At 67.6% G+C, this 21,641-nt stretch carries 21 protein-coding genes; 11 read left to right on the top strand and 10 right to left on the bottom strand.

Going from position 1 to position 21,641, the window contains the following annotated elements; translation table 11 throughout:
- Positions 1–197: 197 nt before the first annotated feature.
- Complete coding sequence (locus B5X82_RS24855; RefSeq protein ID WP_079651061.1) at positions 198–596, top strand: acyl-CoA thioesterase; 399 nt, start codon at positions 198–200, stop codon at positions 594–596.
- 9 nt (positions 597–605) lie between these two features.
- Here B5X82_RS24855 and ilvD read toward each other — a convergent pair whose 3' ends face one another.
- From ilvD to B5X82_RS24840, 3 genes are read right to left on the bottom strand one after another with little or no spacing between them, the layout of a single operon-like run.
- Positions 606–2,291, bottom strand: a complete 1,686-nt coding sequence (ilvD, locus tag B5X82_RS24850; RefSeq protein WP_079651060.1) for a dihydroxy-acid dehydratase — start codon at positions 2,289–2,291, stop codon at positions 606–608.
- A 1-nt stretch (position 2,292) separates the two neighbouring features.
- On the bottom strand, positions 2,293–3,189 hold the full coding sequence (locus B5X82_RS24845; RefSeq protein WP_079651059.1) for an NAD(P)-dependent oxidoreductase: 897 nt from the start codon (positions 3,187–3,189) through the stop codon (positions 2,293–2,295).
- A 20-nt stretch (positions 3,190–3,209) separates the two neighbouring features.
- Entirely contained in the window at positions 3,210–4,442 is a 1,233-nt protein-coding gene (locus B5X82_RS24840) for a cytochrome P450 (RefSeq protein ID WP_079651058.1), read from the bottom strand.
- A gap of 107 nt (positions 4,443–4,549) precedes the next feature.
- On the opposite strand from B5X82_RS24840, the gene B5X82_RS24835 reads away from it, so the two are divergent.
- On the top strand, positions 4,550–5,023 hold the full coding sequence (locus B5X82_RS24835; protein WP_223811087.1) for a MarR family winged helix-turn-helix transcriptional regulator: 474 nt from the start codon (positions 4,550–4,552) through the stop codon (positions 5,021–5,023).
- 25 nt (positions 5,024–5,048) lie between these two features.
- On the opposite strand, the gene B5X82_RS24830 is transcribed toward B5X82_RS24835, so the two are convergent.
- Genes B5X82_RS24830 through B5X82_RS24815 form a run of 4 tightly spaced genes read right to left on the bottom strand, consistent with a single transcriptional unit; the run spans position 5,049 to position 10,731 of the window.
- Positions 5,049–6,104, bottom strand: coding sequence for an aromatic ring-hydroxylating dioxygenase subunit alpha (locus tag B5X82_RS24830; RefSeq protein ID WP_079651056.1), 1,056 nt, complete (start codon positions 6,102–6,104; stop codon positions 5,049–5,051).
- Positions 6,105–6,123: 19 nt separating this feature from the next.
- Positions 6,124–7,083 carry a PDR/VanB family oxidoreductase gene (locus tag B5X82_RS24825; RefSeq protein WP_079651055.1) on the bottom strand — a complete coding sequence of 320 codons (960 nt, stop codon included), beginning with the start codon at positions 7,081–7,083 and terminating at the stop codon, positions 6,124–6,126.
- Positions 7,080–8,132: an aromatic ring-hydroxylating dioxygenase subunit alpha gene (locus B5X82_RS24820; protein WP_079651054.1), complete on the bottom strand. Its 1,053-nt coding sequence runs from the start codon at positions 8,130–8,132 to the stop codon at positions 7,080–7,082. The genes B5X82_RS24825 and B5X82_RS24820 overlap by 4 nt, the downstream gene beginning before the upstream one ends.
- A gap of 16 nt (positions 8,133–8,148) precedes the next feature.
- Positions 8,149–10,731, bottom strand: coding sequence for a TonB-dependent receptor (locus tag B5X82_RS24815; RefSeq protein ID WP_079651053.1), 2,583 nt, complete (start codon positions 10,729–10,731; stop codon positions 8,149–8,151).
- Between the two features lie 188 nt (positions 10,732–10,919).
- On the opposite strand from B5X82_RS24815, the gene B5X82_RS24810 reads away from it, so the two are divergent.
- Entirely contained in the window at positions 10,920–12,665 is a 1,746-nt protein-coding gene (locus tag B5X82_RS24810) for a sigma-54-dependent Fis family transcriptional regulator (RefSeq protein WP_079651052.1), read from the top strand.
- Between the two features lie 29 nt (positions 12,666–12,694).
- Here the strand turns inward: B5X82_RS24810 and B5X82_RS24805 are convergent, their stop codons facing one another.
- Positions 12,695–13,555 carry a TauD/TfdA dioxygenase family protein gene (locus tag B5X82_RS24805; RefSeq protein ID WP_079651051.1) on the bottom strand — a complete coding sequence of 287 codons (861 nt, stop codon included), beginning with the start codon at positions 13,553–13,555 and terminating at the stop codon, positions 12,695–12,697.
- Positions 13,556–13,800: 245 nt separating this feature from the next.
- Between B5X82_RS24805 and B5X82_RS24800 the strand changes: the two genes are divergently transcribed.
- The gene (locus B5X82_RS24800; protein ID WP_079651050.1) at positions 13,801–14,466 is read left to right on the top strand and encodes a peroxiredoxin-like family protein; all 666 of its coding nucleotides are present in this window, start codon (positions 13,801–13,803) and stop codon (positions 14,464–14,466) included.
- A gap of 18 nt (positions 14,467–14,484) precedes the next feature.
- Here the strand turns inward: B5X82_RS24800 and B5X82_RS24795 are convergent, their stop codons facing one another.
- Entirely contained in the window at positions 14,485–14,694 is a 210-nt protein-coding gene (locus B5X82_RS24795; RefSeq protein WP_223811088.1) for a DUF6356 family protein, read from the bottom strand.
- Between the two features lie 109 nt (positions 14,695–14,803).
- Between B5X82_RS24795 and B5X82_RS24790 the strand changes: the two genes are divergently transcribed.
- Positions 14,804–15,277 carry an Lrp/AsnC family transcriptional regulator gene (locus B5X82_RS24790; RefSeq protein ID WP_079651048.1) on the top strand — a complete coding sequence of 158 codons (474 nt, stop codon included), beginning with the start codon at positions 14,804–14,806 and terminating at the stop codon, positions 15,275–15,277.
- 100 nt (positions 15,278–15,377) lie between these two features.
- Here B5X82_RS24790 and B5X82_RS24785 read toward each other — a convergent pair whose 3' ends face one another.
- The gene (locus B5X82_RS24785) at positions 15,378–16,001 is read right to left on the bottom strand and encodes a TetR/AcrR family transcriptional regulator (protein ID WP_079651047.1); all 624 of its coding nucleotides are present in this window, start codon (positions 15,999–16,001) and stop codon (positions 15,378–15,380) included.
- A 204-nt stretch (positions 16,002–16,205) separates the two neighbouring features.
- Between B5X82_RS24785 and B5X82_RS24780 the strand changes: the two genes are divergently transcribed.
- From B5X82_RS24780 to B5X82_RS24755, 6 genes are read left to right on the top strand one after another with little or no spacing between them, the layout of a single operon-like run.
- A complete protein-coding gene (locus tag B5X82_RS24780) occupies positions 16,206–18,398 on the top strand; it encodes a TonB-dependent receptor (RefSeq protein ID WP_079651046.1) in 2,193 nt (730 codons plus the stop codon).
- 28 nt (positions 18,399–18,426) lie between these two features.
- A complete protein-coding gene (locus tag B5X82_RS24775; protein WP_176152702.1) occupies positions 18,427–18,801 on the top strand; it encodes a c-type cytochrome in 375 nt (124 codons plus the stop codon).
- A 22-nt stretch (positions 18,802–18,823) separates the two neighbouring features.
- Positions 18,824–19,966, top strand: coding sequence for an amine dehydrogenase large subunit (locus B5X82_RS24770; protein ID WP_079651044.1), 1,143 nt, complete (start codon positions 18,824–18,826; stop codon positions 19,964–19,966).
- Positions 19,963–20,514 carry a MauE/DoxX family redox-associated membrane protein gene (locus tag B5X82_RS24765; protein ID WP_079651043.1) on the top strand — a complete coding sequence of 184 codons (552 nt, stop codon included), beginning with the start codon at positions 19,963–19,965 and terminating at the stop codon, positions 20,512–20,514. The genes B5X82_RS24770 and B5X82_RS24765 overlap by 4 nt, the downstream gene beginning before the upstream one ends.
- Positions 20,511–21,137: a methylamine dehydrogenase accessory protein MauD gene (gene mauD / locus B5X82_RS24760; RefSeq protein ID WP_079651042.1), complete on the top strand. Its 627-nt coding sequence runs from the start codon at positions 20,511–20,513 to the stop codon at positions 21,135–21,137. Before B5X82_RS24765 ends, mauD begins: the two co-directional genes overlap by 4 nt.
- A complete protein-coding gene (locus tag B5X82_RS24755) occupies positions 21,134–21,637 on the top strand; it encodes a methylamine dehydrogenase light chain (protein ID WP_012049441.1) in 504 nt (167 codons plus the stop codon). Before mauD ends, B5X82_RS24755 begins: the two co-directional genes overlap by 4 nt.
- Positions 21,638–21,641 lie beyond the last annotated feature (4 nt).

Below are 21,641 nucleotides of genomic sequence, written 5' to 3'. Positions count from 1 at the left end.
CATGATGAACCTGGAGACCGTCAACACCTATGAGGGCGCGCATGACGTCCACGCGCTGATCCTCGGCCGCGCCATCACCGGCATCGCCGCCTTCTAAGCCTTTCGCCGTCCCTCCCCTCGGGACAGGATCGGCCCCGCCTTCCGACTGGAAAGCGGGGCCCTCTGCCGAAAGGGGCAGGCGTCACGAGGAGGAAAGATTGACCTTCGTCTCCCGACAACAGGTGCGCTTCGCACATGTCGACGCCGCCGGCATCGTCTTCTATCCGCGCTATTTCGAAATGCTCAACGCGGCGGTCGAGGATTATTTCGCACAGGTCGTCGGCGTCGGTTTCGCCGAGATGCACGCCCAGCGGCGCCTCGGCGTGCCGACCGTCCGGCTCGAAACCGACTTCGCCGCGCCGAGCCGGCTCGGCGATCGGCTCGACTTCCGACTCGAGGTCGTGGCGATCGGCCGCAGTTCGCTCAAATTGTCGATCGAGGTGCGTTGCACGGGCGAGGTCCGCCTCCGGGGGAACGTCACGCTGGTCTGCATGGACCTGGACGAGGGCCGGTCGCTTCCCTGGCCCGACGACATGCGCCCGGCCGCAGGAGGCTGACCCCGGCGGTCAGTGCGTGACCGCGCCGAGATGCGCCGGCCCGACCAGCCGCGCATATTTGCGCAGCGTCGGCGAGGCGACGGCCGTGTCGGGCGCCGTCCAGGCCGCGCGGCGGCGTTCCAGCTCGGCCGGGTCGACCAGCAGGTCGAGGACACGGTCGCGTGCGTCGATGCGGATGCGGTCACCGTCCCGGACCAGCGCGAGCGGACCGCCGGCCGAGGCCTCGGGCCCGACATGGCCGATGCACATGCCCCGCGTCGCGCCCGAGAAGCGGCCGTCGGTGAGCAGCGCGACCTGCTCGCCCATGCCCTGGCCGTAGATCAGCGCGGTGACGCCGAGCATCTCGCGCATACCGGGACCGCCCCTGGGCCCCTCACCACGGATGATGATGACGTCGCCCGGTTCGTAAGCTTGCCGGCGGACCGCATCGACCGCCGCCTCCTCGCCGTCGAACACCCGCGCCGGGCCCTCGTGCGACAGACGCTTGAGCCCGGCGACCTTGAGCATCGCGCCGTCGGGCGCCAGGCTGCCGCGCAGCACGATCACCCCGCCGGTCGGCGCGATCGGCCGGTCGGCCGGGCGCACCACCTCCCCGTCCGGCGCGGGTGCGGCGGCGGCGATCTCGCCGATCGTCCGGCCGGTGATGGTCGGGCAGTCGCCGTGCAGCACGCCGGCCTCCAGCATCGCGCGGAGCACGGTCGGCACGCCGCCCACCTCGTGCAGGTCGCGCGCCCAGTAGCGGCCGCCGGGCTTGAGATCGGCGAGCAGCGGGGTGCGGTCGAAGATCGCCGCGATGTCCTCCATGGTGAAGGCTATCCCCGCCTCATGCGCTATCGCCGGCAGATGGAGCGCGGCGTTGGTCGAGCCGCCGGTGGCCGCTACGGTGGCGGCGGCGTTCTCGAGACTGCGACGGGTGACGAGGTCGCGCGGGCGCGGCCCACCCTCGCGGATCAGCCGGCCGAGGACGCGGCCCGATTCCTCCGCCAGCGCGCGGCGCTCGCTCGCCACCGCAGGCATCATCGCGCTGCGCGGCAAGGCCAGCCCCAGCGTCTCGGCGACCATGGCCATGGTGTTGGCGGTGAACTGCCCGGCGCAGGAGCCGACGGTCGGAACTCCCGCCTTTTCCAGGCGCGCCAGCTCGGCCTCGTCCATCTCGCCGGCATAGACCCGACCGACCCCCTCATAGACGTCGACGATGCCGATATCGCGCCCCTGCCAGCGGCCGGGCAGCGCCGCGCCGCCATAGACGAACACCGACGGGCGATTGACCCGGATCATCCCCATCATCGTGCCGGGCAGCGTCTTGTCGCAGGCGGCGAAGCCGATCAGCCCGTCATAGCCGTGCGCCCGCGTCACCGCCTCGATCGAGTCGGCGATGATCTCCCGCGAGACCAGGCTGAAGCGCATGCCGGCATGATTCATCGACATGCTGTCGGCGACGGTGATCGTCGAGAATTCGAACGGCGTCACCCCCGCCGCCTTCAGCCCGGCCTTCGCCGCCTCGGCCTGCGGCGCCAGCGACATCGAGCAGGGCGTCACCGACGCCCCGGTCGACACGATGCCGGCGAAGGGCTGGCCGATCGCCACGTCGTCATGCCCCATCGCCCGCAGGAAGGCGCGGTGCGGCGCGCGATCGAGCCCGTCAGTGATCGTCCGCGAGGGCAGCGTCTCACCCCTGCCGTCCTTCAACGCCATGTCATTGCTCTCCCAAATCAGCCGGATGTCGATAGAGGCGCATCAGGCCGGGCACGTCCTCACTGCCATGGCCGGCGTCGATCAGCCGGGTCCACATCGCCTCGACGCTGGCGAGCAGCGGCGTTCCCGCCGCCGCCGCGCTGGCCGCAGCGCGGATCGCCCTGATGTCCTTGTACATGGTCCGCAGCTCGCTGACCGGCGGGCCTGGATCGGCCGGCGGCGCCATGCGCGGCCCGAACAGCTGCAGCGGCCGCGAGTCGGCGAAGCCGCCCTGGAACGCGACGGGAAGCTGGGCGAGATCGATGCCGAGCGCCTCGCCGACGTGCATCGCCTCGGCGATCGCCAGCATGTTGGTGGCGACGATGAGCTGGTTGCACAGCTTCGCCGCCTGCCCCGCGCCGACACCCCCCATCCGCGTGACCCGCGCCGAGAGCAGCGCAAGCAGCGGCCGCACCCGATCGATCGCCGCCGCGTCGCCGCCCGCCAGGATCGCGAGCGTCCCCGCCTCGGCCCCCGCCACGCCGCCCGACACCGGGCAATCGAGCCATTGCGCTTGGCCGGCCTCGGCGAGGCGCCGCGCGAAGCCGCGCGTCGCTTCCGGCCCGATCGTCGAGAAGTCGACGATCAGAGCGCCGGGCGCCAACGCCGTCGCCGCTCCGCCGTCGCCGAACATCACCTGCTCGACCGCGCCGGCGTCGGTCAGGCAGAGGCAGACGACCGCCGCGCCTTCCGCCGCCTCGGCCGGGGTCGCGCAGGCCCGCCCGCCCGCCGCGACCAGCGGCGCGAGCTTGTCGGCCGACCGATTCCAAAGGGCGAGGTCATGGCCGCCGTCGAGGAGGCGCGCCGCCATCGGCCGTCCCATCAGCCCGATTCCGAAAAAGGCTATGCGTTGCTTCATTCGGATCCTCCACCGGCCCCTCACGCCAGCTCGACTTCGAGCGGCAGGCTCGCCAGGCCGCGCAGGGTATTGTTGTAGCGGCGCTCCACCGTGCCGGCGATGCGCAAGCGTTTCACCCGCCGCGCCAACGCGGTCAGCACCAGCTCCCCCTCCATCCGCGCCAAGAGCTGCCCGACACAGGCATGGATGCCGGCGCCGAAGCCGACATGGCCGATCGTCTTGCGACCGATGTCGTAGACGTCGGGCCGATCCCACTGGCGCGGGTCGCGATTGGCGGCGGCCAGGAACATCAGCACCTTGTCGCCCTCGTTGAGCGGCGTGCCGCCCAGCGTGGTCGCGCAGGTGGCGGTGCGGAAGAAGGTCTGCACGGGGGCTTCGAAGCGGATCGCCTCCTCGAACGCGGCCTTGGCGAGCTTATGGTCGGCGCGCAGCCTGTCGAACTCCGAGGGGAAGCGCGCGAGGCAATAGAGCGTCGCGCCGAGCGCGTTGATCGTCGTGTCGAGTCCCGCCTGGAGCAGCGCACGCACCAGGATCGGCGCCTCGTCGCCGCTGATCTCGCCCCGGTCGGCCGCGTCGTGGATCATCATGCCGAGCCCGCCGGGCGCGAGATTGCCGCGCTGGCCCTGCGCCTCGATCCAGTCGAAGCTGACCTTCTCCTTCGCCGCCTGGAACAGCTCGTTACGGGGCCCGAAGGAGTTGAACAGCAGATCGGCATGGGGCAGCAGCTTCTCGCGTCCCTCGCGGCCCATGCCGATCGCATCGGGGAAGACGCGCAGCGGAAAGACCTCGGCCAGGTCGGCGATGCCGTCGAAGCGCTTGCGCCACACCACGTCCTCGACCATCGCCTCGGCCTCGACCTCGAACCGGTCGCGCAGGCCCTTGAGCACCGGCGGCGACAGCACCCGACTCAGCACCCCGCGCGAGCGGCTATGCTGCGGCGGGTCGGCCTCGAGGATCAGGCTCGGCAGGCGGAAGCGGCCGTGGCGGACGAAATCCTCCATCCCCACGCCGCGCGCCGACGAGAAGGTCTTCCAATCGGTCAGCGCGTCGCGGACATGCTCGTACCGGGCGACCGCACCGATATTGTAGCGCGACAGCCACACGAACGGCCCGGCCTCGCGGAGCTGCTCGTGCACCGGATAGGGATCGGCGAAGAAATCGACCGAGAAGGGATCGACGTCGAGCACCGGGACCCCGGGCGGCGGATCGGAGTCGTAGATCGCATAGGGTGATCGTTCGGCGTGACCGGCCATGACATCCTCCCGTTCCATGGCTATGACTTTGACATGTCAAAATGACGGCGTCAATGATAACCGTTAAAGACCGTGAATCTCCCGGCGAGAAAGGACGCGACACCAGAATGGCCCCCCGCACCACCCGCACGCTCGATCTGCAGAATTCGGTGGGCGTGCTGCTCAACTTCCTGTCGAACCGGCTGACCGCGAGCGGATCGGCGACCTATCGCAGCCGCTTCGGGCTGGGCATCCTCGAATTCCGGCTGCTCGTCATGCTCGCGGCCGAACCGGATATTCCACCCTCGCGGATTTGCGAGGTGATGGGGCTGGACGGCGGTGCGGTCAGCCGGGCGCTGCGCGGCATGGAGGCACGCGGCCTCGTCGTCAGCCGGCCCGACCGGCGCAATCCGGCCTACAAGCTGTGGTCGCTGACCGCGGAGGGCGCGCGCCTGCAGGACGAGGCCGTGCTGGTCTCGATGGAGCGCGACGCGATCCTGCTCGCCGACTTCACCGATGCGGAGAGAAGCGAGCTGATCGCGATGTTGCGGCGGATGCTGGCACGGGTCGATCGCTTGCGCGACCTGATCGACCAGCCCTGACCGCCGCTGTCGGCCGCCGGAAGACTCAGGAGGCCGCCGCCTTCGCCGCCTGCTCCTCGACGATCATCTTGCGCAGACGGCGGCGCACCTTCACCGGTGCCACGTCGTTCGACATCAGCACCGGGTCGAGCGAGAAGAACTCCGCCTCGCCCATCTCCTCCTGCACGGCGGTGATGATCGGGCCGTCCTCGGTCTCGAACGCCGCGTGCATCGCCTCGATCTTCTTTCGGTTATAGTCGGCGTCGTCGACGATGTGGTTGCGGCGGGTCGCGAAGAAATAATGGGTCTTGAACGCGTCCTCCGGCGTGCAGGTGTGGAGGTCGTACTGGCTGGTCGCCTCGCCGAAATCGTCGCTGTCCTGCACCGCTCCCACCGATAGCTGGATGTTGGCGGGCGCCGTCCAGCTGATGTCGAAATAGTGGCGCGCTTCGTCCTCGGGACGCGGCAGGAAGGGGGCGAAGATCATCATCGCCGGCGTCTGCGACCATTCCCAGCGGGCCGAGATATGCGTGTCCCGCTCGCGCACCTTGGGGACGACCGGCGACAATTGCCCCCGGGTGGTGATGATCTCGCCATGGACGTGGTCGATATGGCTGAGGTCCATGACGTTATCGATGATCAGCTCATAGTTGACGTCCATGTGCATGTAGGTCTGCGCGACGGCGTTGGGGTGCCCCTCCTCGAGCGGCGAGAAATCGGGCAGCAGCGCGGGATCGGGATCCGACTCGTCCATCCAGATCCACAGGAAGCCGAAACGTTCGAGCAGCGGGAAGCGGCGGACCCGCGCGGCATCGGGGATGCGGCCGTTGCCGTGCGGATTATGGGTGCAGCGGCCCCCGGCGTCGAAGCGCAGCGCATGGTAGCGGCAGGCGACCTCGTCGCCGACGCGTTCGCCCAGGTGCAGCGGCGCGAAGCGGTGGGGGCAGCGGTCATGCAGCGCCACCGGCGTCCCGTCGGCCAGTCGGTAGATCATCACCGAGGTGCCGAGGATGCGGCGGTGGAACAGCCCCTCGCCCCCGACCTCGGACGACATGGCGGCGACGTACCAGGCCCGCTTGAGACATTCGAACGTGGAGCCCATGGCCCTTCTTCTCCCGATCCTAGAGCTGAATGACGAGGCGCGGCGTGGCCGCGCGCGAACAACAGGGTGTGAAGCAGTCGTTGGCGGCGCGTTCCGCATCGGACAGGTAGGAGTCGCGATGGTCGGGGACGCCGCCGACGACGGTTGTGAGACAGGTGCCGCAGATGCCCTGCTCGCAGGACAGCGGGATGCAGATGCCAGCGGCGGCGAGCGCCTCCGCCGCGCTCTGCCCGGGGGCGACCGCGACGATCGCGCCGCTGCCTTCCACCTCGATCTCGAACGGGCGGTCGTCGCCGGCCGGCAGCGCCGCCGCCGCGAAGCGTTCCGAATGGAGGCGGTCGTCGGGCCAGCCGCCGGCTCGGGCGCCGTCGAGCACCGCATCCATGAAGGCGTTCGGGCCGCAGACGTAGAGATGATGGCCCGCGCGCGGCGCGTCGAACAGCGCGGGGGCGTCGAAGCTCGGCGGAATGCGGTCGCCGACATGGAGCCGGCAGCGATCGCCGAAGCGCGGCGCGGCGAGGCGGTCGACGAACGCCGCCCGCTCGGGAGAGCGGACGAAATAGTGCAGCTCGAAACCGGCGCCGTCGGCGGCGAGTTGCTCGGCCATGGCGAGGATCGGGGTGATTCCGATCCCGCCCGCCAGCAGCACGCTATGCTCGGCGGGGACGAGCGGGAACAGATTGCGCGGGCGGCCGATGCGGATCGCCTGCCCGACCGCCAGTTGCTCATGGACGGCGCGCGACCCGCCCCGCCCCTGCCGGTCGAGCAGGACGCCGAGTTCGTAGCGGCCGGGATCGCCCGGTGCGTTGCACAGCGAATATTGGCGCACCAGCCCGCCCGGCAGCTCGACATCGACATGCGCACCGGCGGCGAAGGGCGGCAGCGCCGTCCCGTCGGCCGGCTCGAGCAGCAGCGCGGCGACGTCTTCGGCCACCAGCCGCTTGTCGGCGAGCCGGACGCTGATCCAGTCGCCGCTCACGCCGCACCCGCCTCCGCGGCTTCCTCGGCGAGGAGCTGGTCGAGCACCCAGAGCATCCGTCCTGGCCCGGCGTCGTGGACGATGTCGACCTGCGGCGCGCCGGGATATTGCAGCAGCCGGGCGCGCTGCCCCTCCAGGATGCGCTTGTCCTCCAGGAACGCGTCCATGTTGGTCCGGTGCATCAGGTCGACAATGCCGGGGAAATTGGTCTCGCGGCTCGTCCCCCAGGAGAAATAATAATCGACCGACCCGGCGTCGCGCGGGGTGACCGCCTGGCTGGAGAAGGTGTCGAGCAGCAGCTTGCCGCGCGACGGCTCGTTGGGCGCGCCGCCCGCCTCCGCCTCGTGCACGGCGAAGCTCAGGATGAAGTTGCACGGCACCGTCATCCGGACGTGGACGTTGATGTCGAACCGGGCATCGTCGGCGAAGAGGTGCCGCGCGAAGGCGGGCGCCGGCACGCCGCGCACGCAATAGCGCGTCTCGATGCCGCGTGGGTTCAGCCGGTGGCGGGGCTTGATATAGCCCCAGTCGTCGCTGCCCGCGAAGGTCAGCCCATGGACCCAGGAGACATGGCTGAGATCGGCGAGGTTGGCGATCTCCTCGCGATAGCCGGTGTCGACCCGGAGATGCGACGTCCTGAGCACCCAGTCGGGATCGGACGGGCCGATCGCGAAACAGATCAGTTCGGGATCAGCGCGGGCCGGGTCGCCCAGCCACACCCAGATCCAGTTGTCCTTCTCGACCACCGGCAGCGTCGCCGCGACCGCGCCCTCGGGGATGCGATCCATGCCCGGCACCTGGCGGCAGGCGCCGTCGGGGCCGAACAGCATGCCATGGTACATGCAACGAATCGCATCCCCCTCCTTGCGGCCGAGCGACAGCGGCGCGGAGCGGTGAGGACAACGGTCCTCCATCGCCACCAGCCGCCCCTCGCCGGTCCGGTAGAGGAGGATCGAGCGCCCCGCGATCTGGCGCACCACCAGATCATTGGCGCCGATCCCGACGGCCTCGTCCCAGCCGGCGCAATACCAGGCGTTCCTGACGAACATCGCCGCCCCTCCCGGCTCAGAACTTGACGCCGACCCGGGCGTACCATTCGGTCGGCCGGTTGTAGGTGCCGAACAGCAGGCCTGCCGCGGTCTGGTTGCCGCCGCTGACCAGATAGCGGTCGTTGGTCAGGTTCACGCCGCCGACGGTGAAGGTCCAGCGGTTGCCCGGCGCGCGGTAGGACAGGCTGGCGTTGAGCTGGTCGGTCGACGGCCGCAGCAGCGCATAGGCGCGCTCGCTGTCGTTCCACACCTTGCTGGTGCGGGTATAGTCGACCAGCGCGATCAGCGCGCCGTCGTTGGGCAGCAGATATTCGTAGCGCGGGCTGACGTTGAACTTCCACTTCGGCGTCTTGGGCAGCGGCGCACCGGGAAAGACACCCGCCTGCAACGGGTTGGGCGCGACCTGCGCCTGCGGCAGCACGCTGGTGTAATAGGCGTCGCTGTAGCCGACTGAGGCGTTGATCGTCAGACCGGCGGCGGGAGCGGCGACCAGCTCGACCTCGAAGCCCTTGATCCGCGCGTCGCCGGCATTCTGGATGGTCGGCGAGACGCCCTGCTGGAAGTTGAGCTGGATGCCGTCATATTTGGTGGTGAACACCGCCGCGTTGAGCTGCAGCCGCCGCGCGAAGAATTCCGACTTCACGCCCAGCTCGAAGCTCTCCGCCTTTTCGGGCGAGAAGCTGGCGGCGGTGGGCAGCGGGTTGGACAGACGCGTCGTCCAGCCGCCGGTCTTGTAGCCGCGCGACCAGGAGCCGTAGACCATCACGTCGTCGGTCGGATGGAGCTGCACGCCCAGCTTCGGCGCGAAATTGTTGAACTTGCGATACTGGGTCTGCGGCACATAATAGCGCAGCGGCTCGGAAGGTGACGGGAAGCCCAGCGCCGTGGTGCAGGGGTCGCCATAGACCGGGCAATTGAACAGCTTGTAGTTGAAGCCGTTCAGGTCGCTCTGGCCGCCGTTGAAGTCCTTGCTCTCCTTCGTGTAGCGGCCGCCGAGCGTGAAGGAGATCAGCGGCGACAGCTCATAGTCGATCTGCCCGAAGAAGGCGTAGTTCTTGGTGTGGAGCAGGTTCGGGCCGTAGATCTGCAACAGCCCCTGATCGAAGGTCACATAGTCGCTGAGGAAGCTGCGTTCCTTGAAGTAATAGCCGCCGACGACATATTTCAGCTTCTCGTCGAAGGCGTGACCGGTGAGCTGGAGTTCCTGGCTGAACTGCCAGTTGCGCAGTGAGAAGGAGAATTCGAGCGCCCGCACCGGCGCGCCGTCGGCGTCGAGCCCGGTCTCCCAGCGCAGCCGGCGATAGCCGGTGATCGACTTGATGCTCATCGCGTCGGACAGCTCATAGTCGAGCGTCATCGACAGCCCCCAGACCCGCATCCGCGAGAAGTTCAGCCCGGTCGCATAGCTCTTGTCCTTGTCGGCAAGCAGATAGCGGCCGTCGAAGGGCAGCCGGTCGTTCGACGGATCGGCATCGACGTTGACGCCGGCGAGGCCGCCGATCACCTGCCCCGGATTGAGCGGGGTGCCGCGCGCGCCGCAGAGAGCGGTGGCGTTGCGCGCCGCGATCTCCCCCGGCGTCGATCCGATGCAGAAATTATAGAGGCCGGCGAAGTTGAAACCGTTGGGCGCGAGCCCCGAGGCCCCGTCATAGAGCGCGGTCGCGCCGAGCCCGGGGATGACGAGCGCGCGATCGGCGGTCGGCGCGAAGACATAGGGCTGGTCCTCGGTGGTCGCGAGCAGCTTGTTGGCGGTGCCCTGCTGGTCCTGGCGGAGATAGTCACCCGAGATGCGGACGGTCAGCCGCTCGGATGCCTCCCATTTGAGCTTGCCGCGCAGCGACCATTCGCTCTGCCCGCCCTCCTTCGACGCGCTGTCATAGCCGTTCGAGCGGAATGCCGCATTGGAATCGACCGCGAAATTGCCGGCGTTCGGGAAGGGGATGCGCTTCAGATAGCCGTCGCGCTTGCGCGACGATCCGGTCAGCGACAGCCCGATCGCGTCGGTGATCGGCAGGTCGACGCTGGCGTTGATGTCGAGCCGGTTGAAGCGGCCGGTGGTGATGTCGCCGCGGAACGAGAATTCGCGGCCCGGATCGCGGGTGACGACCGAGATCGCGCCGCCGATCGTGTTGCGACCGAACAGCGTCCCCTGCGGCCCCTTCAGCACCTCGATCCGCTCGACGTCGGGCAGGTCGAGATTGGCGCCGACCGTGCGCGCGAGGTAGATGCCGTCCAGATAGACGCCGACGCCCGGATCGAGGTTCGCCGCGAAGTCGTTCTGGCCGATGCCGCGGATATAGGCCGACAGCACCGAGCTCGATCCCGAGAAGGGCGTGCCGGCGTCGAGCGTCACGTTCGGCGCGATGTTGGAGAGGCTGGCGACATCGGCCACCGCGCGCTCCTTCAGCGCATTGGCGGTGAAGGCCGATATCGCGATCGGCACGTCCTGCACGTTCTGGGCGCGCTTCTGCGCGGTGACGACGATCTCCTCGATGCCCCCCACCGCTTCGGACGTGGTTTCGGCGGCCTGCGCCCAGGCCGTTGCCGGCACCAGCGCAAGCAGCGAGCTGGAGACGATGAGAAGCTGACGGTACGGCATATTTTCCCCTCCTTGGTTTTGCCGACCGTAAAAGCAGAAAGCGTGCCAACCCGACCGTCCCACGCAAATCCGCCATTTTAAGAACGGAGGCCGGCGCGGCGGCCGTCGAGGGCCTTGTATATCGCGGAAAAATCAGCACTCTGCGCACGATAGAAGCGGAAAATTCAGAAGCAGCGAGGGAGAGGGCGATGCGCGCCGCGAACAACCAGGCCCCGGACCGGCCGTCGCTGGCCGACCGCTTCCGGCAGGCCAGCGATCCGTCGCTTGCCGACCTGCTCGAAACCTTTCATTTCGATCCCGACCGGGCGGAAATCTTCCTCAACGGACAACGCATGGTGCTGACCGACAATGCCGGCCTGGCGATCATGCGGCGCGAACTGATCTCGGCGCTCGGCTATGACCGGGCGCGCGGGGTGATGTCGCGGATCGGCTACAGCATCGGATCGGGCGATGCGACGCTGGCGCTCGAACTGCGCAAGGACGGCACCTTGTTCGAAGGCTTCACCGTCGGGCCCCAGCTCCATTCGCTGAAAGGGTCGGTCAAGGTCGTGCCGAAGATCTTCGAGGCGGACCGCAAGACCGGCTATTTCTACAGCGAATATGAATGGCACAATTCGGCCGAATGCCACGCCCATCTCAAGGAGATAGGAATCGGTCCGCATCCCGGCGGCTGGCAGCAGGTCGGCTATGCCTCGGGCTATTCCTCCGCCTTCTTCGGCCGGCCGATCATCTTCCGCGAGCTGAGCTGCGTCGCGATGGGGCACAAGCATTGCTTCCTGGTCGGCAAGCCGGCCGAGGACTGGGACGATCCCGACGGCGAGCTGCGCTGGTTTCGCGCCGAGGGCTACCCCGACCGCCCGGCCGCCCGCCGCAAACCGACGACGGCGATCGCGGTCGGCGCGCCCGATCGCGACGACAGGCCGGCCGGTGCGCGGCCGATGGTCGGCGCCTCGCCCGGCTTCAACGTCACGCTCCACCTCGTCGACAAGGTCGCCCGGTCGGAGGCGCCGGTGCTGTTCCTCGGCGAAAGCGGGGTCGGCAAGGAGGTGTTCGCCCGCGAGCTGCACCGCCGCAGCCGCCGCGCCGATCGCGACCTGGTCGCGGTCAACTGCGCCGCCATTCCCGACACGCTGATCGAGGCGGAATTGTTCGGGGTCGAGAAGGGCGCCTACACCGGCGCCGACGCCGCCCGCGCCGGCCGCTTCGAACGCGCCGACGGCGGCTCGTTGTTCCTCGACGAGATCGGCACGCTATCGCTCGCCGCGCAGGGCAAGCTGCTGCGCGTACTGCAGGAAGGCGAATATGAGCGGGTCGGCGGAACTCGGTCGATCAAGTGCGACGTGCGGCTGATCGCGGCGACCAATGCGAAGATGCGCGCCGACGTCGAGGCCGGCCGCTTCCGCGCCGACCTCTTCTACCGCCTCAACACCTTCCCGATCTGGATCCCGCCTCTGCGCGACCGGCGCGCGGACATCCCGCTGCTCGCCAATTTCTTCCTGCGCAAGTTCACCGCGCGCCATCACAAGCGCGACATCAGCTTCGACGATCGCGTCATCCGCCTGTTCCACGACTATCACTGGCCGGGCAACATCCGCGAGATGGAGAACACCATCGAACGCGGCGTCATCCTCGCATCGGACGGCGAGATGATCGGCGTCCATCACTTGATGATGTCGGGCGACGCGCTCCAGCCAGAGGACGGCATGTCGCACGATCCGCTCGCCGACTTCATCATCGAGACGGCCAAGCGGCCGCAGCGGCCGCCGATCGGCGCCACGCTGCTCGAAAGCGGCCTCTCCCACGAAGAGGTGATCGACCATATGGTGCGCAGCGCGCTCGACCAATGCGGCGGCAACCAGGTCGAGGCGGGTCGGCTGATCGGCATGAGCCGCAATCAGATCGCCTATCGGGTGAAGAAGCTCCGCCTGCGTTGAGGCGCCGGCCGAAGCCGGCGCCCTTCGATTCAAAGGCCGGCGTAGAGCGGTTCGTCGGCGATCAGCACCCGTTCGAGATGGCGGGGGAAATCGCCGTAATTCTTGACCGCGTAATGGACCGCGGCGCGATTGTCCCAGAAGGCCACCGAGCCGGGGCGCCACGAGAAGCGGACCTGGAATTCGGGGCGCTTATACTGGCGCAGCACCTCGTCGAGCAGGTCGCGGCTCTCGGCCAGCTCGATGCCGAGGATCTGCGGCTTCTGGGTGAGGTTGACCCAGAGGATCTTCTGTCCGGTCTCGCGATGGGTGCGCACCACCGGATGGGCGACGATCGGATAATCATGGCCCGCCTCGGCCAGCGCCTCGCGGAAATCGTGGGTGACGTGGAGTCCTTCGAGGCGCTCCTTCACCTCGGCGGACAGGCCCTCATAAGCGAGGTTGGCATCGACCCAGATCGTATCCCCGCCGACCTCCGGCAGGGTGACGGCGCGCAGCACCGCGCCCCAGGTCGGCACCAGCCGCCAGCTCGTGTCGCTATGATAGCCGTCGCCGGGCAGCACGTCCCGGTGGAGGCGCTTCTCATATTTGGCGGCGTCGACGGCGGCGATGCGGTGGATCGGCGACACCTTGGGATCGCGGGCCGTGCTCGGATGGGTGTAGAGCGTGCCGAACTGCGCCGCGAAGGCCGCCTGGCTCTCATTGTCGAGCGCCTGGTCGCGGAAGAAGACGACCTTGTGGCGCAGCACGGCGGCGCGGATCGCGTCGCGCTGGGCGGGCTCCAGAGGGCGGCTCAGGTCGACGCCCTCGATCTCGGCGCCGATGGTCGGCTGAAGCGGGCGGACGCGGATCGAATCCTTTTCCGGCAGGGCGGGGGAGGCGGCAACGGACATGGCGGTTTCCTCTTTGTCAGCGGAGTATCGACTCCAGAGGAGATCGGCTTACCGTGCCAGACCCGCCAGTTATTATGAAAATAAGTCGCCGAACGATTGTAATTGCAAATAGATGCCCTCCAGAACTCGATCGGCATAATCCGGTCCGGTTCATGAGATTTGCTCAATAAAAGCTTTTTCAACTCTCATTGGTCGCCGCTTCCCGGCCACGATACTCAATCGCCGATCGAGAAGAGGATTGCATCATGCCGCAAACGCTGACCGCCCAGTTCGACGCCCTCCATGCGGAACGACTGCGGAGCTGGGACCCCGACAAGCTCCGCAAGAACATCGACCAGCGCGCGGCGCTGGTAGCGGCGTTCGATCCCGCGAGGATCGTCGCGGCCGGCGACCGGGTGGCGCCGTTCAGCCTTGAGCTGTCGACCGGCGAGATCGTCACGCTCGACCGGCTGACGAGCCGCGGTCCGGTCGCGCTGGTATTCTTCCGCTTCGCCGGCTGCCCGGCGTGCAACATCGCGCTGCCCCATTATGACCGAACGCTACGCCCCTTCCTCGACGCGGCGGGCATCGCGCTGGTTGGAGTCAGCCCGCATCTTCCCGAAACGGGATTGCGCGAGATCGAGGCGCGCCACGGCCTCGGCTTCCCGGTCGCTGCGGACCGGGGCAACGCCCTCGCCCGCCGCTTCGGCCTTGCCTTCACGCCGCACGACGATCCGCCGGTGCCGCAGGACGACACGCATTGGATCGGCGCACTGACCGGCACGGGGAGCTGGGAGTTGCCCCAGCCTGCGGTGATCCTGATCGACTCCGATCATGTCGTGCGGTTCGTCGACGTCAGCCCGGACTGGCTGCGCCGCACCGAGGCGGAGGTGGTGATCGCGGCGGTGCGGCAGTTGGCGCTGGCCGCCTGAAAGGCGGCGCGCGCGTATTTATTGCTTGCGGCGGTGGGTCACCATCCGGTCGTGGAGCCGGCGGATCGTATTGCTGCCGGTCGAGACGAAGCAGGCCGGCAGGATCGCATGGACCATGCAGGCGATGCCCGCCGCGATCATCGACAAGCCGAAGCCGCCGGCATGCGCCATATGCTCGAAATAGCTTTCCCCCACCGAGGCCGGATGATCGGTCAGCAGATGTCGCACAGGGCCGTCTCCCACGATTGATATGGGAGTAGGAATATCGCTATAACGCCAGAATTGGCTTCTCAATTTGCAGCCTTATTGCGAATAATCTGGGGAGATTATCCTATTAATGCCCCATCGCGAGGAAATTTCTCTCGATCGCTTCGATCGCTCCATCCTGCGGGAGCTGCAACGCGACGCGACGCTCTCCAATGCCGAGCTGGCACGCCGGGTCGGCCTGTCGGCGACGCCCTGCTGGAACCGGGTCAAGCGGATGCAGGAGGCCGGCGTGATCACCGGCACTGTCGCGCTGGTCAACCGCGAGGCAATCGGCCTGGGCGTCACCGTGTTCGTCGCGATCAAGACCAATCATCATGCCAGCGACTGGCTGTCCGCCTTCGCCGACCATGTCCGCGCCATCCCGGAGGTGGCCGAATTCTACCGGATGAGCGGGGAGACCGACTATCTGCTCAAGGTCGTCGCCGCCGACATCGCCGACTATGACCGCATCTATAAGATGCTGATCGACGGCGTGACGATCAGCGACGTCAGCTCGTCCTTCGCGATGGAACAGATCAAATATACCACCGAGGTCCCGGTCTGAGGGACTGTTCGGGAGGCGCGGTTTCACCGCATCTTGCAGCATCCGCCCGCTTCGCAATGCGCCCTTTCGCGCCTTTCCAAACAGACTTTGAGGGACCCGTTCAGGCCGTCGCCCGGGGCAGGACGACCGGCAGGTAGAGCGACAGATAGGCGCAGGTGGCGCGTCCCGCCTCACGATCGAAATCGTCGGTGATATGGCCGTGCCGGATCACCGACAGGCCGAAGAACAGGTCGGCGATCTCGATCCCGCGGAAGAAGATCTCGGGCGTGTCGGCCAGCTCGGGCAGCTGGAAATGCGCGGCGATCTTGTCCTTGAGCTGGGCGCCGATCGCGAAGTCGTTCTGCCGGTCCTTCAGTTTGATCGCCGCCGGGCTCTTCGGGCCGATCAGCAGCTGCATCGCGTCGCGATTGCCGTTGAAAAATGCCGCGCCCCGGCCAGTGAAACGGGTGACGACCTGCCGCCAGTCGGTACAGCCCTCGGTCGACAGCTGCTCCAGCCAAGCCTGGAGCTCGCCTTCTATGTCGCCGGCCGCAGCCTCGAACACCTCGAGCACCTGCGAGAAGAAATGATAGGCCGAGCTTTTCGGAATGCCGGCTTCCTCGGCGATGTCGGTCAGCGAGATCTCGTCGATCTCACGGGCCCGCAACAGCTTCCGGCTCGCTTCGACCAGTGCGGCCCTGCGCGTCCGTCCCCGCTCCTGCGTTCGTCTGGCCAATCCGTCCACCACTCTCCAGAGGCCATCCATGCCCCGCATCGGCTGCACTGGGTGATCGTCCGGGCCGAGTCAAGTCGAATCTAGACCGAACTAAATTCGGCTATTACGGATTGGCTTTGCACCGGCCCGGGGCTAATTCGCCTTTACAAATCGAAAAGATTCGACATAGTTTACTCGAAACAATTCGAATAAACCCGGGAGGGAAAAGGGACCATGAAAATCGCATACCGCCCCATGCACGGCTGGGTGAAGCTTGCGCTGCTCGCCGGAACCATGCTCGCGCCGGCCACCGCCATGGCGCAGGATGCCGATGGCGAGATCGTCGTCACCGCCCAGAAGCGCGAGCAGAAGCTGCAGGACATCGGCCTGTCGGTCACCGCGATCGGCGGTGCCATGCTCGATTCGGTCGGACGCCAGGACGTGACCGCCCTCGCCGCGCAGGTCCCCGGGCTCCAGGTCGCCCAGTACAGCCCGACGATCACCGTCTTCAACATCCGCGGCGTATCGCAGAACGACTTCGCCGACTCGCAGGAGGCGCCGATCGCCTTCTACAACGACGAAGTCTATGTCAGCGCGCTCGGTGCGATCAGCGGCCAGATGTTCGACCTGGAGCGTGTCGAGATCCTGCGCGGTCCGCAGGGCACGTTGTTCGGCCGCAACGCCACCGGCGGCCTCGTCCAGACGATCACCAAGCGTCCGACCCGCGAGCTCGAAGGCTATGCGCAGCTGACCGTCGGCAGCTACGGCCAGATCGCGACCGAAGGCGCGCTCAGCGGCCCGCTGAGCGAGCGCGTCCGCGCCCGCCTGTCGTTCACCAGCGACCGTCACGGCGGCTATATCGAGAACCGCGTCGGCCGCGACATCGGCAATGCCCGTTTCTATGGCGGCCGCCTCCAGATCGAGGCCGACGTCGGCGACAGCGGCACCCTGCTCGTCAAGCTGCAGGGCCTGCGCAACGACCATGAGACGAGCGGCGGCCTCTACAGCCACGTCGCCGCGGGCTTCGATGCCGACGGCCTCGGCTTCAAGCTTGGTCCGAATGAGGATTTCTGGGGCACCTGCGGCGGATGCGACGCGTTCGGCTACAAGGAGCCCGACAAGGACCCCTTCACCGGCTCGTTCGACCGGATCGGCTTCTTCGACCGCAAATATTGGAGCGCCACGGTCCGCTACGAGCAGGACTTCGGCGGCGCCAAGCTCACCTCGATCACCGATTATCAGGACCTCAGGAAGCGCTTCGGCGAGGATTCGGACATGTCGCCGGTCCACATCTTCCACTACGACACCGCGCAGGACCTCTACCAGCTCTCGCAGGAGCTGCGCCTGTCGGGCGACACCGATCGCTTCACCTGGCTGGCCGGCATCTACGGCCTGAAGATCCGCACCGACAACGACTATCAGATCGATGCCGTGCCAGTGCTCGGCCTGCTGGAGAATTACGGCGGGCGGCAGAAGACCGATTCGGTCGCGCTGTTCGGGCAGGTCGAGTACAAGGCCACCGACCAGATCAGCCTGACGGTCGGCGGCCGCTACAGCTGGGACCGCAAGACCTACGACTTCGCCCATGCCGAAAACGGCGTGCAGGACTTCGTCTTCAACCGGACGACCAACCCCGGCCTCGCCAAGCAGACCTTCAAGAACTGGTCGGGCAAGGTCCAGGTCGACTATCGCCCGACCGACGACGTGCTGCTCTATGCCGGCGTCAACCGCGGCACCAAGAGCGGCGGCTTCGGCGTGCAGGCGTTCACGCCGATCGACCCGACGACGCTGCCCTACGACCAGGAAGTGCTGACCAACTACGAAGCCGGGTTCAAGCTGACCCTGCTCGACCGCAAGGTCACCTTCAACGGCGCGGTCTTCCACTACGACTATAAGGACTATCAGGCGTTCACGCTGCAGGGCCTGTCGCAGATCGTCGCCAACGTTCCCGCGCGGGTGACCGGCGTCGAGACCGAGCTGGTGCTGCGTCCGGTGCGCGGCCTGATGCTGTCGGGCTTCCTCACCTATCTCGACACCAAGGTGAAGGGGATCACCCTGCCGAGCGGCCGGGTCGCCGACCGCGAGATGCCGCAGGCGCCGAAGTGGAGCATAGGCGGCATGGCGCGCTATGCCTTCCCGGCCGGCCCGGGCGAGCTCGCGCTGCAGACCGACTGGAAATATGACGACGCGCTCTACTTCTCGACGTTCAACGCCCCGATCGACCGCGAGCCGTCGCGCATCGTCGGCAATGCCCGCATCTCCTGGACGTCGGACGACGACCATTGGACGCTGGCGGCGTTCGCGAACAACCTGACCGACAAGAAGTACCGAATCTACAATCTCGACCTGGGTGCGTCGTTCGGCTTCGCCAACCAGGCCTATGCGCGTCCGCGCTGGTTCGGCGGCAGCGTCGGCTATAATTTCTGACATCTGGTTTGTGGGAGAGAGAATGTCGATGCGTTCCATCGCAACCATGGGGATGTTGCTGACGGGGCTGGCCATGTCGCCGGCCCCTGCCGTCGCGGCGGGCGACGCCGCGAAAGGTGCGATCGTGTTCAAGCGCTGCGTCGCCTGCCACACGGTCGAGCCCGGCAAGAAAGCCGGCATGGGCCCCAATCTGGCCGGGATCGTCGGGCGTAAGGCGGGAACGACCAGCTTCGCCTATTCGCCCGCGATGAAGGCCGCCGCGATCAGCTGGACGCCCGACAAGCTCGATACTTTCCTGACCCGCCCCGCCGCCATGATCAAGGGATCGCGCATGGCCTTCGCAGGCCTGCCCAACGCGCAGGACCGGGCGGACGTGATCGCCTATCTTGCCACCCGGAAATAGCCCCGACCGCCGGAGGAACGACATGAAGACTTTCACCGCTCTCGCCGCGCTGTGCCTCGCCACGGCCGCACCGGCCCTGGCCCAGCTCCAGCCCGAGGAGCTGAAGAAGGAGAGCCTGGCCGAGACGATGCAGCCGCACTGGGTGTGGCTGAACGACATCTCGTTCGACCGGATGCTCGACGGCCGCGCTTATCTGGTAGACGCCGACAGCGGCCAGATGCTCGGCATGATCAGCAGCGGCTACGGCCATGGCATCCTGATGCTGGCCGAGGACGGCAAGAGCTTCGCCGTCCCCTCGACCTTCCTCGCGCGCGGCACCCGCGGCGAGCGCACCGACGTCGTGACCTTCTACAAGACGTCGGACCTGACACCGGGCGCCGAGCCGGTGATCCCGGCCAAGCGCTACAACGGCATGCCCTTCCAGTCGGTGTCGCCGGTGATGCCGGGCGGCCGCTTCGGCCTCGTCTACAACTTCACGCCCGAACAGTCGGTCACCGTGATCGACATGCAGGCGCAGAAGATGGTCGGCGAATATGCGACCTCGGGCTGCAGCCTGATCTACCCGACCGGGCCGTCCAAATTCTTCCTGATCTGCGGCGACGGCGCGCTCCAGTCCGCGACGCTCGATGCAGAGGGCAAGGTGACGCTCGGCAAGACGTCGAAGAAGCTGTTCGCCGACGACGATCCCGTCACCGAGAAGGGTGTGTGGACCGGCAGCCAGTGGCTGTTCTTCACCTATTCGGGCAAAGTCCACGTCATCGACCACAGCAAGGACGTGCCCGCGATCGCCAAGAGCTGGTCGCTGACCACTCCGGCCGAGAAGGACTGGCGCCCCGGCGCGCTGCAGGCCGCCGCCTATCATCGCGGCACCGGTCGCCTCTACGTGCTGATGCACCAGGGCGGCCCGGACACGCACAAGGATCCGGGCACCGAGATCTGGGTCTACGACGTCGCCAGGCAGACCCGCATCGAGCGGATCGCACTCGAGACCCCGGCCCTGTCGGTGGCGGTCAGCCAGGACGACAAGCCGCTGCTCTACACCACCATGATGGGCGAGACCGACCTCAAGGTGCGCGACGCGCTGACCGGCAAGCTGATCCGCAAGATCGACGGCTTCGGCCCGACGATGACGATCATCCAGCCCGCGCCGGTGCCGGCCAAGTGACCGCGGTCGACATCCTCCCCGTGCTGGTGGCGGATGTCCTGCTGGGCGGGCTGTTTCTGCTCGGCGGGCTGGCCAAGGCGAAGGACTTCGCCGGCTTCACCGGCACGCTGGCCGCCTATATGCTGGTGCCCGAGGCGCTGCTCGTCCCGGCGGCGGCGGCGATCGTCGCGGTCGAGCTGGCGGCCGGCGCCGCGGCGATCGCCGCGGTCGCGATCGGCAGCCAGGCGGCGATGGGCGCGATCGCGGCGCTGCTGCTGGTCTATGCGGCGGCGATGGCGATCAACATCATGCGCGGCCGCACCCATATCGACTGCGGCTGCCTCGGCTTCGGCACCAGCCGCGCGTCGCTCGGCTGGGAGCTGGTGGCGCGCAACATGCTGCTCGCGGCGGTCGCGCTGGCGGCGGCCGCGCTGCCGGTCGCGCCCCGCGCGCTCGGTGCCATCGACGCGATCTCGGGGATCGGCGCGATCGTCGCGTTCGCGCTGCTCTATTTCGGTTTCGGACACTTCACGGCCGTGCGCTTGCAGGAAAAGGCGGTGCTCAAATGAATGGGATGTTTCTGGCGGCGTTCGCGCTGCAATGGGTGGTCATCGTCGCCATGGGCCTGCTGATGCTCGGCCTGTTCCGCCAGGTCGGCATGCTGCACGAACGGTTGGGCCCGGTCGGCGCGCTGACCCTGTCGGGCGGTTCGAAGGTCGGCGAGGTAGCACCCTCCTTCGACCTGCCGAGCCTGACCGGCGGAGAGGTCCGCATCGGCGGCGTGGCGGCTGACGGCCGGTCGACCCTGCTGTTCTTCGTCTCGCCGACCTGCCCGATGTGCAAGTCGATGCTGCCGGTGCTGCTGTCGATCGCGCGCGAGAATGCCGACACCACCCGGCTGGTCTTCGCCAGCGACGGCGACGAGCCGGCGCAGATGAAGATGATCGTGCAGCAGAAGCTGGCCGATCATCCCTTCGTCCTTTCGACCGACCTCGGCCGCACCCATGGCGTCGGCAAGCTGCCCTACGCCGTGCTGCTCGGCGCGGACGGGACGGTCGCGTCGAAGGGGCTTGTCAACAATCGCGAGCATGTCGAGAGCCTGTTCGAGGCTCAGCGCACGGGCATCGCGTCGATTCAGGAATATGCGGCGCGCCGTGACGCGCAGCGGGTACATACGGGAGCTGCCAAATGACCAGGCTGGACAGGATCATGGAGCGGATGAGCCGCTCCACCGCACGCGGCATCTCGCGCCGGAGCTTCTTCGGACGCGCGACCGCCTTCGGCTTCGCAGCGGCGATGCCCCTCTTGCCCGTCTCGCGCGCCAATGCGGCCCAGCAGCCGGGCGAGACCGGCGATCCGCAGTCGTGCGACTATTGGCGCTACTGCGCGATCGACGGCTTCCTCTGCTCGTGCTGCGGCGGCAGCACCTCGTCCTGCCCGCCGGGCACCGAGCCGTCGCCGATCACCTGGGTCGGCACCTGCCGCAACCCGGCCGACGGCAAGGACTATGTGATCAGCTACAACGACTGCTGCGGCAAGTCGGGCTGCGGCCGCTGCATGTGCAACCGCAACGAAGGCGACAAGCCGATCCACCAGCCGTCGGGATCGAACGACATCAACTGGTGCCTCGGCACCCAGGTGGGCATGATCTACAACTGCTCGACCGCGGTCGTGCTCGGCGCCGCCGACTGAGGCT

Origin of the sequence: Rhizorhabdus histidinilytica (assembly GCF_900167915.1) — a bacterium.
Classification (GTDB): domain Bacteria; phylum Pseudomonadota; class Alphaproteobacteria; order Sphingomonadales; family Sphingomonadaceae; genus Rhizorhabdus; species Rhizorhabdus histidinilytica.
Note: the sequence above shows the minus strand (reverse complement) of the source record. Positions and strands in the feature narration are given on the sequence as shown.